This window comes from Flavobacterium collinsii (assembly GCF_946903285.1).
Classification (GTDB): domain Bacteria; phylum Bacteroidota; class Bacteroidia; order Flavobacteriales; family Flavobacteriaceae; genus Flavobacterium; species Flavobacterium collinsii.
On record NZ_OX336425.1, the window covers coordinates 4,210,476 to 4,225,194 of the forward strand.

Sequence of the window (14,719 nt, forward strand, 5' to 3'; positions counted from 1 at the left end):
TCTCTCTTCTTTACTCTCAATTAAAGTTATCTATGATCAAATCTTTTAGACAATGCATCACCTGCAAACTGAATCACGAATACCAGAACCACCAATAAAGCCAATACCGAGTTCATCGTAACAGCATCGTAACCAATATAACCGTACTGATAACCTACCTGTCCTAAACCACCTGCTCCAACCGCTCCACCCATGGCAGAATAGCCTACAAGTGTAATTAAAGTGATCGATGCGGCATTAATTAAAGAAGGCAGAGCTTCCGGAAGCAATACTTTAAATACGATTTGCAAAGGTGTTGCGCCCAATGCCCTTGCTGCCTCGATTAATCCTGAAGGAAGTCCCAAAAGGCTATTCTCTACCAATCTGGCGATAAAAGGGGCTGCCCCAATACTTAACGGGACCAATGCTGCACTTACACCAATAGAAGTTCCTACCAGCGCACGGGTAAACGGAATCATCCATACAATTAAGATGATAAACGGAATCGAACGAAAAACATTCACCAAAACCGATAAAAACCGATTCAAAACCGGCTGTTCTAAAATTTGATTTTTTCGGGTCAGAAAAAGTAAAACACCTGTTGGTAATCCAAGTAGAAAACCGAAAAAACCTGATACAAAGGTCATCACTATCGTTTCCCAAGTACCTTTCAATAATAATTCAATAATGGATTCAGACATAACCTATGATTTCTGTTTTAATATGTTTTGAAATAAAATACTGGATCGCGGCATCGTAATTTTCACGTTTACCCGACAATTCAATCAGCATCACGCCAAAATTAACTTCTCCAGCCTGATCCATTTGCGCACTGACGATCTTAAAATTCGTATCAAATAAACGCGAAACCTCAGAAATAACAGGTTCATTAACCGATTTACCCGTCATTTCAAGTCTAAGTAACGGATTCAATCCCTCACCATCTTCCTTTTGCAGTCTTTCCTGATAGACTTGCGGAACATCAAGATGTAATGATGAAGCTATAAATTCTTTCGTCAGTTCATGTTTCGGATCTGCAAAAATTTCCCCAACACTTCCCTGCTCTATTAATTTTCCATGGCTGATTACCGCAACTTCATCACAGATCGATTTTACGACTTCCATTTGATGTGTAATAAGTAAAACCGTAATATTCAGACGACGGTTAATGTCTTTCAATAGATTCAAGATCGATCTTGTAGTTGCAGGGTCCAGTGCGCTTGTAGCCTCATCACATAAAAGTACTTTAGGATTATTGGCCAGCGTTCTCGCAATGGCAACCCTTTGTTTTTGACCACCCGAAAGACTGACCGGATAATCGTTTGCCTTTTCTTTTAAACCTACCAATTCCAGTAGTTCTAAAACGCGACTTTTGATTTCTGATTTTGAAGCCCCCACAAGTTCCAGCGGAAAAGCCACATTTTCAAAAACCGTACGCGATGAAAGTAAATTGAAATGCTGAAAAATCATTCCAATCTGTCTTCTTTCAATTGCCAGCTGAGCGTTTGACAATAACATCAGTGATTTTCCGTCTACAATAATTTCTCCCGAAGTGGGTCTCTCTAATAAATTCACACATCGAATTAAGGTACTTTTTCCCGCTCCCGAAGTTCCTATTACTCCAAAAATCTTCCCTGGAGGAACCCTAAGCGAAACACCTGACAAAGCCGAAACTACCCGGTCTTTCTGATGGAAATTCTTAGTGACATTTTTTAATTCAATCATTCCGTAATTCAAGTTTAAAAACAAAAAAGCCTCTCAAATAATCATGAAAGGCTTCTCAAATAAATAATATCATTTTATACATAAGCCAGATCAATTAACCTCATAACCACATTACAACACATCATCATGTTGCGGTTATCATAGTTCATATTCTGGTCCTTTTTTCTCATTGTTGCGGCAAATTTAATGAGTTATTTTTAATTTTAAGACAAAAACACGTAAAACTTTTATTAACCTATCAAAATAATAGACTAATATTCGGAATCAGGAGCAATTTCCGGCTATCCGCTTATATCTTTGCCCGCTTAAAGAAAGCAGGCAAAGGATACCGCTACTATCCGGGCTAGGGCTTTAATTTTCAAAAAGACCTTTCCGAGAAACAAATTTTAATCAGGGCTTTTTATAAGCTCCGGCATCCAATAAAACGGCCAACTGAATACAAGGCAGCTCCGATCGATTGCTCCAGGCATGATTCGTACCTCTTTGTACCACAATATCACCGGCTTGCAATAACGTTTCTCCTTCGTCAACAATCAGATAAATTTCTCCAGAAAGAATAACGATATAATCCAGCGTATCCGTTTGATGCATCAACGGATGTGGCTCACCCTTGTGGGCCACAATACCAAGCGAAGCATCCGGCGGAATCTGAACATAACGAAAATAACTTCCATTTTCCGGCGTATGAGGAAAAGCGGTATTCTCAATAACCTTCTCCTCATTTAATAGAACAGGCATACAATCCGTTGACCAGATATCCGATATGATAAGACCCGGAAAATGCTCTGAAACATTAGTGACAAGAGCATCCTTTTCAATTATCGATTTTCCATTTTGTATTCCTGTAACGATCCTTCTCGGAATTGTTTTCATATTGGGTTTATTTGCATGATTAATTTCTTCCCATTCGTTCTGTTTTCGCGAAGTACAGCGTGTGCTTTCAAAACTGTTGAAACTTCTAAATTACCTATTACTTCAATATTTGGCGGTGCAATTAATTGCTCTTCCAACAGAGAAGCCAACTGCTCCAGTCCATTTTTATAATAAGTATATCTCTTTTCAAGACCGTAGGCATAATTTGAAATATTGAGAACGGTTGCCCCCTTATTAAAAAGCACTTCACGCGATTCCAAAGTCAAAAAATTCGTCACATCTGCATAAACACCATTTGTTTTTAGCAATAAGGCTGCTGTAACAGCAACGTCATTACCAACTAAATCAACTACAAAATCAAACTTTCGATTGTCATTGAATAACAAAGCAGCCTCGTAAACATTTTCTTCTTTATAATTAATGATTTGTTTTTTAGTCAAACCAATTGCCACTAATGCTTCAATACTATTTTCATTTCCAGCCGTAACAATCAGATTTTGATAGCCATTTGCCAAAAGTAATTTTACTAACATTGCTCCTACTCCACCTGCTGCTCCGGCTATGAATATAAAATCTGTAGTTTGCACTTTCATACGATTCAAACATTGTAGCGCAGTAAGTCCTGCAGAAGGAATTGCAGCCGCTTGTTCAAACGAAACATGCTTTGGCAAATGCACCAGAATTTCCGCGGGAACACAAATAAATTCTGCATAAGTACCATTTGACCCCATACTGCCGGAACCACAAAAAACGGCATCCCCAATTTTAAAATCCCGGGCATTTTTTCCGATAGACGTAACGACTCCCGAAAATTCCCTCCCTAATACTGGCGAATGCAATAATTTACGCTCCATCGCATTTTCGGTCATTTGATAATCAATCGGATTAAAACCGGCAGCGGCAATTTTTACCTGAACCTGATTTTCGGACGGCTGTGGAGTAATGAATTCCTCAAGCCGAAATTCCCCATTTTGATGTAAAACAATTGCTTTCATATTTATACTTTTATCTTACGAAATTAGTACAGAAATGATTTATTTTTGCTACTAGTTAACCCGGGGTAACCGGTTACTTAAGAGAAACTACTATGGTAAAAATCAAGGATAACGGGATACTTCGGGAAGCTAATTGCTCCGAAGAATTAATGGCAATGCGCGATAGTCTTGATGTGCTGGGTGGAAAATGGAAACTGATGATTTTACGTTTTTTAACCAATCGAACACATCAAATTATTCATTTTAAAAAAATGCAGCGCGAAATCGAAGGTATATCGGCTAAAATGTTAAGCAAGGAGCTAAAAGAGCTCGAAACTAATTTGCTTATTTCAAGAACAGAACAGAAAACCCAACCAATTATGGTGGTATATGCTATTACTGAATACGGAAAATCTGTACTTCCTGTTACTGAAACTTTGGTACAATGGGGGTTAAATCACCGTGAAAAGATAATTGAAACCATCAGTAAATAAAACCAACCCAATACCTTATATACTCAGTATTAGCAATTTGTTTTATGGACGTTTCAAAAAGAGCACATAGAAATATAGATTCTGTACCTATGTTTCTATGTGCTAATTATATTTTATGAAGCAGAATTGCGAAATCATGTCACACAAGACACCACTTGCTTATTCCAATTCCAACTAAAGTTTATTTTTTATCAATTTTATACAACTTACCGCCATCTGTAACTGCATACAAAGCACCATCGCTTCCTTGGGTAATATCTCTGAATCGTTGATTTTCTGACACCAATAGTCTTTCTTCACCCACAACCTTATTATTGTCTATGGCAAGACGAACAATATGCATTCCGCTTAAAGCCCCAATAAAAAGATTATTCTGCCACTCAGGAACCCGATTACCCGTGTAAAATGTCATACCACTTGGCGAAACTACGGGATCCCAATAATAAACCGGCTGTTCCATACCCTCCTGCTGCTGAATTCCGGCTCCTATTTTATCTCCTCCATATTCAATTCCGTATGTAATGGTAGGCCATCCGTAATTTGCTCCAGCCTTTAATCGATTGATTTCGTCACCCCCACGTGGCCCATGTTCAGACAGCCAGATTTCCCCACTAATCGGGTGAAGTGCCAGTCCCTGTGGATTTCTGTGCCCATAGGTAAACAACTCAGCTAGTGCTCCGGCCTGACTAAAAACAGGGTTTCCGGATGCCGGCTGTCCTTCCTTTGTAATTCTAACCACCTTACCAAGACCTGAGGTAACAGATTGTGCCAAAGGTCGTGTTTCCAAAACCGAACGTTCCCCGGTACTAACCACGAGATTACCGGTTTTATCAAATAAAATACGTCCTCCATAATGAAGAGTACTTGCATTGGCGGGTTTTGCTCTGTAAATGACCGTTGCTCCTTCTATAGTTTTTTCATTGGCCGATAATTTTCCTTTGGCAACTGCGGTATTGTTCCCTCCTCCTGTTGCTTCAGCAAAAACCCAATAAATCATTCGATTGGAAGCAAATTCAGGATCCAGACACAACCCCAACAAACCTCCCTGTCCTCCGGCATTAACAGCAGGGATACCTGTAATAGGATCACTCACTACCCCGGCAGTTGTAACAATGCGCATCGCACCCGTCTTTTGGGTAATCAGCAAACGACCATCCGGAAGACTTGTAACTCCCCACGGACTGGTAAGAGCACTCGTGATCACTTTTGCTTCATAAGCCGTGTTCGTTTGTACCCCATTCGTTCGGGTTTGTCCCGAAAAAGCAGGTTTATAGGTCGTATTGGCAGGATTGCCCTCTACAGGATTTGTAATAGTGCCCGGATCGGTTACAACTTCTTTGTCATTTGAACAGCTCAGAAAAGTGAACAAAAGTCCCGAAAGAACCGCAATAGATTTTGTATTTTTCATAAGAAATAGATTTAATTAAAAAAGGTTTGGGGGTAATTGTATCAAATATCTACAATTCAAATCAAGAAACTTTACATAATTCACCCGAAAAGTTATACAATTATATTGTTAAAGCTTTCAAAATAAATTCAAACTACATCTAAACATAACAAACTGAAAAACAATCAACAACCCGTGAAACCGCCCTAATTTCCTGTCGTCAGCTTAACAACTAAATCATAAAAAAGACTTAATAATGGTTGATTCTACAATTATTCTTTTATTTTTGCAATCATCAGATGATGTGATACATACATGAAAACTCTTATCCAAAAAAAATCGCTTGCAGAAGAAGTTGCGTCAAAAATACAGCAACAAATTACCTTGGGTCATTATAAAATTAATGAAAAATTACCCATTGAGGCTGAGTTGATGAAAAGTTTTGGTGTAGGCCGTTCGTCTATACGTGAAGCCATGAAGATACTGGCTAATTCCGGTTTCTTGCGCATTCAGCAAGGTGTAGGTACTTTTGTAGAACAGCTTACCAGTAATCGTGAACCAATGGATCAGCGTATCATGCGTGCCAATGTTCAGGATCTCGATGAAGTGAGACAAATACTGGAAATGAAAATTGCTGAGAAAGCTGCCATTAACAGAACGAATGAGGATATCACAGCCATGCAAGAACATTTACACAACAGATTGATTGCTGCCAAACAAGGCAATTTAGAAGAATGTGTAGAAGCCGACATACAATTTCATATTGCCATTGCCAAAGCTTCGAAAAATGAAATCCTTGCCGACTTATACAAATCAGCATCCGTACACCTTAAAAAAGGTTTTTTACATCTTTATACTGACACCAAAATATTTCAGGAAACTTCGGCCGTTCACCATCAACTTTTAGAAAATATTATTGCACAGGATCCCAAAAAAGCCTGGAATACTGTTGCAAAAATTATCGGACATATCAATTACTAATTTTTTACCCATAATCATCAGATGATCTGATCTATTATTACTTATGAAAACAGACACTACTTTTACCAATACACTAGCCGGATCGAAGCAATTGGCCCAGCAAACCGTTTTCTCTATTTTATTTACCATCAGTTTTACGCATTTTATCAACGATATGCTTCAGGCTGTTATTCCTGCGGTTTACCCTATTCTAAAAACTAAATTTAGTCTGACTTTTACCGAAGTTGGACTTATTACCCTGACCTATCAGCTAACTGCCTCCATACTGCAGCCTTTTATTGGTTTTTATACCGACAAAAAACCGCGTCCGTATTCATTGGCTATCGGTATGGGTTTTACTCTTGTGGGTCTGGCAGCAGTAGCCGTAGCTTCGAGCTTTGTTAATATTTTACTTGCTGTAAGTTTAATTGGCATCGGATCGTCCATATTTCATCCCGAATCTTCACGCGTTGCCCATTTGGCTTCTGGCGGAAAAAAAGGTCTTGCCCAATCGATTTTTCAGCTTGGAGGAAATGCAGGAAGTGCAATTGGACCTTTGTTGGCAGCTATAATTGTGGTTCCTTATGGACAATTTAATATTATATGGTTCTGTTTAGCCGCCATCGTAGGTATTGTAATTCTATCAGGTGTTGCCAAATGGTATCAGGAGCATTTAAATCTTAAAGCACTAAACAAATCGGCTGTTTTAGAAGAAAGACACCATTCGCTTTCCAAACAAAAAGTCATATTCTCATTAGGAATTTTACTGGTATTGATTTTTTCAAAATACTTTTATATGGCCAGTATGACCAGTTATTACACGTTTTATCTGATTGACAAATTCCATTTGTCTGTTCAGGAATCACAAATTTATCTTTTTGCATTTCTTGGTGCAGTAGCTGCAGGAACATTATTTGGAGGAGCATTAGGCGACCGTTTTGGACGAAAATACATTATCTGGATTTCTATTTTAGGTGTTGCTCCCTTTACCCTTTTATTACCTTATGTTTCACTTTTCTGGACCGGAATATTATCCGTAATTATTGGTTTAATTATATCATCCGCATTCTCAGCCATTCTGGTTTACGCAACAGAACTTGTTCCGGGTAAAGTAGGTTTAATTGCCGGGCTATTCTTTGGACTGGCTTTTGGTATGGGTGGATTAGGTTCTGCTGTATTGGGAAAATTAGCCGATACTACAAGCATTGAATATGTGTTTAAAATTTGCGCTTTCCTACCCCTGATAGGAGTTTTGACCAGTTTACTACCCAACATCGAAGGAAAAAAAAGAAAACAGTAGGCTCTTAACAAAACCGCTAAACTGTAAAATGTAAACTCCAAATTGAGACTGTAAACTGTGTTTTTTACTTTCTGAATATTTTAATCCTTAAAAAAAGATTAAAATTGGAGTTTCTTCAGCAAATACATTGATTTACTAATATTAATTTTTACATTTGCGTTATTTTTAACTATTCTAAATAGATTGTACACGCAAGCTATTTTAGTAATGTACCAAAACAACTAATTTTTTAAAAAATAGTAAATCTTTAAATATGAAAAAGAATTTCTTTATCTCTTTTGCATTAGTCGCTTCTTTATTTGTTAGTGCCCAGCAAAAAAACATATTATTAGAACAATCTTTTTGGAAAACGGCACCGGATGTAAATACCGTTAAAGCTGAAATTGCAAAAGGGAATAATCCGGCAGAAGCCAATGCCAATGCTTTTGATGCTACAGTTATCGCAATCAACAACGATGCTCCTATTGCTACTATAAAGTTTTTATTAGACCAACCTGGTAATCCAATAGTTAAATTAACTCACGATAATCGTATTTATCTGCATTGGGCAGCCTACAGAGGAAATGTTGAATTGGTAAACTATCTTATTGCTAAAGGTTCTGACATTAACCTTGAAGACAGCCACGCTACTACTCCACTCGCTTTTGCAGCTTCAAATGGTCAAAACAATACCGCTTTGTATGATGCTTTTTTCAAAGCCGGAATTGATCCTAAGAAAAAATACGCTGACGGTACCAACCTGTTATTAATGGCTATAGCATCAGACAAAGAACTTGTTCTAACGGATTATTTAATAACCAAAGGATTGTCTCTAAAAGATGTTGACGCTAATGGAAGTACAGCTTTTGACTATGCAGCAAGAACCGGAAACATTGTGCTTTTGAAAAAACTTTTAGACAGAAAAGTAAAACCTACTGACAATGCACTTCTAATTGCAGCACAGGGATCACGCAGAGAAACCAATACGCTTGAAACTTATAAATTTTTAGTAGAAGAAGTAAAATTAAAAGCTACAGCTACTGGTAAGTCCGGAGAAAATGTACTTCACTTATTGGCAAACAAACCAAATCAGGGAGAAATAATTGCTTATTTCTTAACTAAAGGTGTTGATGCTAACAAAGTCGACAAAGACGGAAATACTCCGTTAATGATCGCTGCCGGAGCAAGAGAAACTTCTGCCTTAGACAAATTATTACCAGTATCAAAAAACATTAACTTACAAAATATTAAAGGGGAATCGGCATTGACATTTGCAGTAAAATCAGGCACTCCTGAAGCGGTTGCAACCTTGTTAAGCAAAGGTGCCGATGTAAATGTAAAAGATAAAGACGGGAACAATCTAGGAGTTTACTTAGTACAATCATACCGTCCAATGGGCCGTGAAGCTAATGCTGTACAAGACCCATTTGAAGCAAAAGTAAAATTACTTCAGGAAAAAGGACTGAATTTAGCTGCTCCTCAAAAAGACGGAAGCACGCTGTATCACTATGCTATTGCAAAAAATGACCTGACTTTAATAAAAAAAATAGCTTCTTTAAACATTGATGTTAATGCTAAAAACAAGGATGGTTTAACAGCTTTACACAAAGCAGCGATGGTTGCAAAAGACGATTCAATCTTAAAATACCTTCTTTCAATTGGTGCAAAAAAAGAAATCAACACCGAATTTGACGAAACTGCTTATGCTTTAGCAAAAGAGAACGAATCGTTAACAAAAAACAATGTTTCTATTGACTTTTTAAAGTAATCGGTAGAAAAATCAAATTCCAAATTCCAAATTCCAAAAATCTAAAGATCTAAGAATCTAAAAGTCTAAAATTAATATGAAATCAATATTTAAAATAGCGCTTACAGCTGCGTTAATCTGCTTAATCTCTTTTCAGTCTACAGCACAAAGCAAGTACAAATGTATGCTTCAAATGGCTAATTATATGGGAGAAGGTGCTTACATCGTCGTTTCGCTTATCAATCCAAAAGGAGAATACGAGAAAACACTTTATGTAATGGGCGACGATAAAAAATGGTACAAATCATTGAAAGAGTGGAATAAGTTTCAAACTTCAAAACCTGCTGACATCAGTGCAAAAACAGGAGCTTCTGTTACAGGCGGGGATCGCAGCATTACCACGATAGAAATCGAAGATTCTAAAATAAACAAAGGATATAAACTAAGATTTGAATCGGCAGTAGAAGATCAGAAGTACTATGTAAGCGATTTAGAAATTCCGCTTACCACTGAAGGACTGGCTAATAAAACTGAAGGAAAAGGTTATATCAGATATGTGAGATTGAACAAGGTTTAATTCTAATAGTCATAGCGGGCGAAAGCAAACAGGCGAAGCAATCGCACGAATACACTCTAATTAAATTCTTTGAAAAAGAATAACCACAGATTCAAAAGGTCTAAACAAATTAAAATTCCTTTTAATCTGTGGTAAAAAAACGCTTAAATTTGATTACATTATAGATTACACTCCATGACTCTTTCTTTTTGGCGTTACGCACACCTGGCTCTTGCTTTATTCTCTTCTTTGTTTTTGATCCTCGCTTCGGCAACAGGTATTATTCTGGCTGTTGATACGATGCAGGAAAAAACACTTCCGTACCGTGCCGAAAATTTTGATACTATAACACTGGAAGAAGCCTTAACCGTACTCAAAAAGAATTATTCTGAAATTACAACGGTAAGCGTCGATAACAATCAGTTTGTAACTTTGCAAGCTATTGATGAAAACGGCAATGACATTAATGCTTATATTGATCCTAAAACCGGTAAACAATTAGGAACACCTCTAAAAAAAAGTGAATTTATTCAATGGGTGACCGGATTCCATCGTTCTTTGTTTCTTCATGAAACGGGACGATTTTTTGTAGGTGTTATTTCCTTTTTACTCGTTTTAATTGCGATCTCGGGCTTTGCCTTGGTATTAAACAGACAAAGAGGCATCCGTAATTTTTTCTCTAAAGTGGTCAAAGAATATTTCGCACAATATTACCATGTTGTTTTAGGAAGACTGGCTCTAATTCCAATTCTGATTATTGCACTTACCGGAACTTATTTATCTCTGGAAAAATTTAACTTCTTCCTGGATAAAAAAGACCAGGAGAAAGTTAAAACTGTCAAAGCCGTTGTTTCCAAAAAAGAAAAAGAAACCTCCGTTTTCAAACACACTCTTTTAGCAGATGTCGAAAAAATCGAATTTCCTTTTACATCTGACCCGGAAGAATATTACATTATAGAATTAAAAGACCGCGAAATTGAAGTCAATCAGGTTACAGGGGCTATTGTTACGAAAAAACTTTCTCCGGTAACCGTTCAATTGTCTGAGTTAAGTCTAGATTTGCATACCGGAAGAGCGAATGGAATCTGGGCTTTTATACTTGCGATTGCCAGTATCAACATCCTCTTTTTTATCTATTCGGGATTTGCTATCACCTTAAAAAGAAGATCCAGCCGAATCAAAAATAAATACAAAGCTGCTGAAAGTGAATTTATACTACTGGTAGGTTCCGAAAACGGAAGCTCTTTGCGATTTGCCAATGCCGTTCTCAAACAATTGATCGATCAGGGCAAAAAAGCGTTTGTTACCGAACTAAACAGCTATACTGCTTTTCCGAAGGCAGAACATCTCATTGTCTTTTCCTCTACACACGGATTAGGAGACGCCCCTTCTAATGCAAATAAATTTATATCACTTTTAAAGAAACATCCGCAGCAACAAAAAATCTCTTATTCTATAGTTGGATTTGGTTCAAAAGCTTATCCTGATTTTTGTGGTTTTGCCTTTGAAATAGACAAACAGCTAGAAAATCAAAATTGGACAGAACGCTTTCTGGAAGTTCAAACCGTAAACGATAAATCGGCAATAGAGTTTGTAAACTGGATTAGACTGTGGAGTGCTAAAACCGGAATTCCGTTGTCGACAACGCCTTCTTTGTACAATCATGTTCCCAAAGGATTGCAAAAATTAATGGTTTTAGACAAAACACTTATTTCCGAAACAGAACAAACTTTCCTGATTACATTACGTGCTAACATGAGAGCTAAATTTACTTCAGGAGACTTACTGGCAGTTTATCCGGCAAACGACAGCAGAGAACGCCTCTACTCTATCGGAAATCATTCCGGAAACATTCAGTTGGTTGTAAAATTACATCCGCACGGATTAGGTTCCGGATTCTTAAATGCCTTAGTTCCCGGGAATGTAATCAAAGCCAGAATCATCAACAATAAAGCTTTTCATTTTCCTAAAAAAGTGCCTCAGGTGGCCTTTATTTCAAACGGAACCGGTATCGCACCTTTCCTTGGAATGATCGAACAGAACAAAACTAAAACAGAAATACGTTTGTATTCAGGGTTCCGAATGGAAACCGAGACTGTTTCAGGCTATAAAAAATTTACGACTGAAATGATTCAGAAACAAAAACTGCAAAGTTTTCATTTGGCTTTGTCTCGTGAAAATGAACATTTTTATGTTATGGACCTGATCAAACGCGATGCTGATTTTTTCATTAATTTACTACAACAAGGTGGTGTAATTATGATTTGTGGCTCACTAGCCATGCAACAGGATGTAGAATCAATTCTGGATCAATTGTGCCTGGAAAGAAATGTAAAGAATCTTTCAGAATACAAAAAAAATGGTCAGTTACTAAGTGATTGTTACTAGCGAATTGCTGCATTTAATGCATCACAACATCAATTTTATGCCTCTTTAAAACATAAAACAAATTTCAATGTCAATCAAAAAAGCGATCCATACTCACTCTTTACTGCTACTAGTAATGTTTTGGAGCCTAACCAGTACTGCACAGGCTTTGCGAAAAAGAACCACATTGCTTATGGGGGGACGTTTTGATATTTCGATTGTGGCTAAAGATTCCCTTGCGGCTGAACAAAATATTGATGCGGTAATTGCTGAAATTACACGAATAGAGAATCTTATCTCCGACTGGAAACCCGATTCTCAGGTTTCTCAAGTCAATCAAAATGCCGGAATCCGACCAGTAAAAGTAGATCGCGAAGTTTTTGAACTCACGCAAAGAGCCATACAATTTTCTGAAGCGACCAAAGGCGGTTTTGATGTAAGTTTTGCCGCTATGGACAGAATCTGGAAATTTGACGGATCAATGACTGAAATGCCTTCACCTGAAGCCATAAAAAAGTCAGTAGAAAAAGTAGGTTACAAAAACATTATCCTGGACAGCGTTCAATCGACCATATTCCTAAAATTGAAAGGAATGAAAATTGGATTTGGCGCTCTGGGCGAAGGTTATGCAACAGATAAATGCCGAAATATGATGCTCGAAAAAGGCATTAAAGCCGGAATCGTAAACGGTTCAGGCGACATGACCGCGTGGGGAAGACAACCCAACGGCAAAGATTGGAACATCGGAATGACCAATCCTTTTCATCCTGATACACTGTTTGCGGTAGTTCCGTTAAACAATGGCGCTGTGACCACTTCCGGAAGCTATGAGAAGTTTGTAGTTTTTGATGGCAAGCGTTATTCTCATATCATTAATCCCGCAACCGGATATCCTGCTACCGGTTTATGCAGTGTTTCCGTCTTTGGACCTAATGCCGAAACCGCAAATGGTTTAAGTACCTCGCTTATGGTTTTAGGACAAAAAGAAGGCCTTCTTTTATTAAAAAAATACCCCGACTATAGCTGTGTGATGATTACGGATAATGGAAAACTAGTCAAATCAAAAAACTTTAAAATCAAAAAATTCAAGGCTAAACTTTAATCTGTTACGAGTTTTTTTCTAACAGATTTTTGTTTCTCGCAAAGTCGCTAAGATCTTTCTGTACGAAGTCTTCAAATACTCCAATGTAAAACTTTGCGCCTTTGCGTCTCTGCGAGAGTTTTTATTACTCATAAAATTTCAGAAAAGAAAAATCAGGACTTAGCATCGCTATTTCGTTAGTTGCGGTCTCGAGTTGTGCTTGTGTGGCATAAATAAACATCTGTTGTTCGTAATCGCTGATAGCAGCTTCTATTGTATCAAATGCTCCGTTGGTCAGATTATCTGATAAAATTAAGGCATCTAATAATCCAGTATTTGCTCCCTGGCCCGCAAATGGCGGCATGATATGCGCGGCATCTCCGATGAGTGTTATAGGTAAAGGGCGATCTTTTTTCCATTCACCATCCAAGGCGATCTTTCTTGTAGGCCACAAAACAAAAGAAGATGTAGAACGAAATAACTCTTTATAAACTTCATCCCAGTCCGAAAATCTATTTAAGAGATACTTGGAAATATCAACCGTAGTGCGAAAAGCGCTCTCTGTCCTAAGCAATTCCTCAGGGCTTTTAAAGATAACGTTATAACTCAATATCTTCCCATTCTTTGGGTTCGCAACCAGCAAACCTTCTTGCCCCGCAACCATAAGTATAGTAGCATTACAAAGTTGACTAAACTTTTTACAAGTCATTTCCGGACAAAGTACCTCACCCTGTATCATAAGCGTTCCAGTATATTCAATCGTAGCAGCTGTGATAAATTCTCTGGCTTTAGACATGCCCCCGTTTGCTCCAATCACAAAATCGGCAATGCCATTTGTTTCATTCTCAAACTCTAAAACCCATTTTCCGTTAGCCACTTTAATATCTGTAAACTTACTGTTCCAAACTACGGTATCACTTTTCAGACTATTAAGCAGCAGCAATCTTAGATCGTTTCTATTAATTTCAGGATTATCAAAACGTTCTTCTGTTGTTATTGGTTTAGAAAGCAAAACATTACCCTGCTGATCTGCTACAGTTCTACCCATAGGTATTGCCAGATCAAAATAGCCATCCAGTAATCCTGCCTTTTTTAAAGCTTCCTGTCCTGAACCTTTATGCAGATCAAGTGTCCCGCCCGAAATTCTGGCTTGTGCATTTTCATCTCTTTCATAAACGGTAACATCAATTCCGTTTTGTTGTAATAATTTTGCCATGGTAAGACCAACTGGGCCTGCACCAATAATGGCAACTTTTTTATCTTTCAATAACATGATTTAATCTTCTAAATTAAGAAA

13 protein-coding genes are annotated in these 14,719 nt (G+C 37.7%); 7 read left to right on the top strand and 6 right to left on the bottom strand.

What is annotated here, in order from left to right:
* Positions 1-26: 26 nt before the first annotated feature.
* From metI to OGZ34_RS17170, 4 genes are all read right to left on the bottom strand, one after another.
* On the bottom strand, positions 27-680 hold the full coding sequence (gene metI, locus OGZ34_RS17155) for a methionine ABC transporter permease MetI (protein ID WP_263361045.1): 654 nt from the start codon (positions 678-680) through the stop codon (positions 27-29).
* Positions 673-1,704, bottom strand: coding sequence for a methionine ABC transporter ATP-binding protein MetN (gene metN / locus OGZ34_RS17160; protein WP_263361046.1), 1,032 nt, complete (start codon positions 1,702-1,704; stop codon positions 673-675). The genes metI and metN overlap by 8 nt, the downstream gene beginning before the upstream one ends.
* A 390-nt stretch (positions 1,705-2,094) precedes the next feature.
* Entirely contained in the window at positions 2,095-2,577 is a 483-nt protein-coding gene (locus OGZ34_RS17165) for a cupin domain-containing protein (protein ID WP_263361047.1), read from the bottom strand.
* Complete coding sequence (locus OGZ34_RS17170; protein ID WP_263361048.1) at positions 2,574-3,572, bottom strand: NADP-dependent oxidoreductase; 999 nt, start codon at positions 3,570-3,572, stop codon at positions 2,574-2,576. Before OGZ34_RS17170 ends, OGZ34_RS17165 begins: the two co-directional genes overlap by 4 nt.
* Positions 3,573-3,664: 92 nt before the next feature.
* Here OGZ34_RS17170 and OGZ34_RS17175 point away from each other — a divergent pair, with 92 nt between their 5' ends.
* On the top strand, positions 3,665-4,045 hold the full coding sequence (locus OGZ34_RS17175) for a winged helix-turn-helix transcriptional regulator (RefSeq protein WP_263361049.1): 381 nt from the start codon (positions 3,665-3,667) through the stop codon (positions 4,043-4,045).
* Between the two features lie 181 nt (positions 4,046-4,226).
* On the opposite strand, the gene OGZ34_RS17180 is transcribed toward OGZ34_RS17175, so the two are convergent.
* On the bottom strand, positions 4,227-5,453 hold the full coding sequence (locus OGZ34_RS17180) for a PQQ-dependent sugar dehydrogenase (RefSeq protein WP_263361050.1): 1,227 nt from the start codon (positions 5,451-5,453) through the stop codon (positions 4,227-4,229).
* A 294-nt stretch (positions 5,454-5,747) separates the two neighbouring features.
* On the opposite strand from OGZ34_RS17180, the gene OGZ34_RS17185 reads away from it, so the two are divergent.
* From OGZ34_RS17185 to OGZ34_RS17210, 6 genes are all read left to right on the top strand, one after another.
* Entirely contained in the window at positions 5,748-6,413 is a 666-nt protein-coding gene (locus OGZ34_RS17185; RefSeq protein ID WP_173965189.1) for a FadR/GntR family transcriptional regulator, read from the top strand.
* A 43-nt stretch (positions 6,414-6,456) separates the two neighbouring features.
* A complete protein-coding gene (locus tag OGZ34_RS17190) occupies positions 6,457-7,692 on the top strand; it encodes an MFS transporter (RefSeq protein ID WP_263361051.1) in 1,236 nt (411 codons plus the stop codon).
* Positions 7,693-7,945: 253 nt separating this feature from the next.
* On the top strand, positions 7,946-9,439 hold the full coding sequence (locus tag OGZ34_RS17195; protein ID WP_263361052.1) for an ankyrin repeat domain-containing protein: 1,494 nt from the start codon (positions 7,946-7,948) through the stop codon (positions 9,437-9,439).
* A gap of 76 nt (positions 9,440-9,515) precedes the next feature.
* On the top strand, positions 9,516-9,995 hold the full coding sequence (locus OGZ34_RS17200) for a DUF2271 domain-containing protein (protein WP_173965186.1): 480 nt from the start codon (positions 9,516-9,518) through the stop codon (positions 9,993-9,995).
* 174 nt (positions 9,996-10,169) lie between these two features.
* On the top strand, positions 10,170-12,362 hold the full coding sequence (locus OGZ34_RS17205) for a PepSY domain-containing protein (protein ID WP_263361053.1): 2,193 nt from the start codon (positions 10,170-10,172) through the stop codon (positions 12,360-12,362).
* A 67-nt stretch (positions 12,363-12,429) separates the two neighbouring features.
* Positions 12,430-13,443, top strand: coding sequence for an FAD:protein FMN transferase (locus OGZ34_RS17210; RefSeq protein ID WP_263361054.1), 1,014 nt, complete (start codon positions 12,430-12,432; stop codon positions 13,441-13,443).
* A 124-nt stretch (positions 13,444-13,567) separates the two neighbouring features.
* On the opposite strand, the gene OGZ34_RS17215 is transcribed toward OGZ34_RS17210, so the two are convergent.
* Positions 13,568-14,695, bottom strand: a complete 1,128-nt coding sequence (locus tag OGZ34_RS17215) for an FAD-dependent oxidoreductase (RefSeq protein WP_263361055.1) — start codon at positions 14,693-14,695, stop codon at positions 13,568-13,570.
* Positions 14,696-14,719: the final 24 nt, after the last annotated feature.

Coding starts and splice junctions, on each gene's coding strand:
- metI (WP_263361045.1), bottom strand. CDS start 680: ATGTCTGAATCCATTATTGAATTATTATTGAAAGGTACTTGGGAAACG.
- metN (WP_263361046.1), bottom strand. CDS start 1,704: ATGATTGAATTAAAAAATGTCACTAAGAATTTCCATCAGAAAGACCGG.
- OGZ34_RS17165 (WP_263361047.1), bottom strand. CDS start 2,577: ATGAAAACAATTCCGAGAAGGATCGTTACAGGAATACAAAATGGAAAA.
- OGZ34_RS17170 (WP_263361048.1), bottom strand. CDS start 3,572: ATGAAAGCAATTGTTTTACATCAAAATGGGGAATTTCGGCTTGAGGAA.
- OGZ34_RS17175 (WP_263361049.1), top strand. CDS start 3,665: ATGGTAAAAATCAAGGATAACGGGATACTTCGGGAAGCTAATTGCTCC.
- OGZ34_RS17180 (WP_263361050.1), bottom strand. CDS start 5,453: ATGAAAAATACAAAATCTATTGCGGTTCTTTCGGGACTTTTGTTCACT.
- OGZ34_RS17185 (WP_173965189.1), top strand. CDS start 5,748: ATGAAAACTCTTATCCAAAAAAAATCGCTTGCAGAAGAAGTTGCGTCA.
- OGZ34_RS17190 (WP_263361051.1), top strand. CDS start 6,457: ATGAAAACAGACACTACTTTTACCAATACACTAGCCGGATCGAAGCAA.
- OGZ34_RS17195 (WP_263361052.1), top strand. CDS start 7,946: ATGAAAAAGAATTTCTTTATCTCTTTTGCATTAGTCGCTTCTTTATTT.
- OGZ34_RS17200 (WP_173965186.1), top strand. CDS start 9,516: ATGAAATCAATATTTAAAATAGCGCTTACAGCTGCGTTAATCTGCTTA.
- OGZ34_RS17205 (WP_263361053.1), top strand. CDS start 10,170: ATGACTCTTTCTTTTTGGCGTTACGCACACCTGGCTCTTGCTTTATTC.
- OGZ34_RS17210 (WP_263361054.1), top strand. CDS start 12,430: ATGTCAATCAAAAAAGCGATCCATACTCACTCTTTACTGCTACTAGTA.
- OGZ34_RS17215 (WP_263361055.1), bottom strand. CDS start 14,695: ATGTTATTGAAAGATAAAAAAGTTGCCATTATTGGTGCAGGCCCAGTT.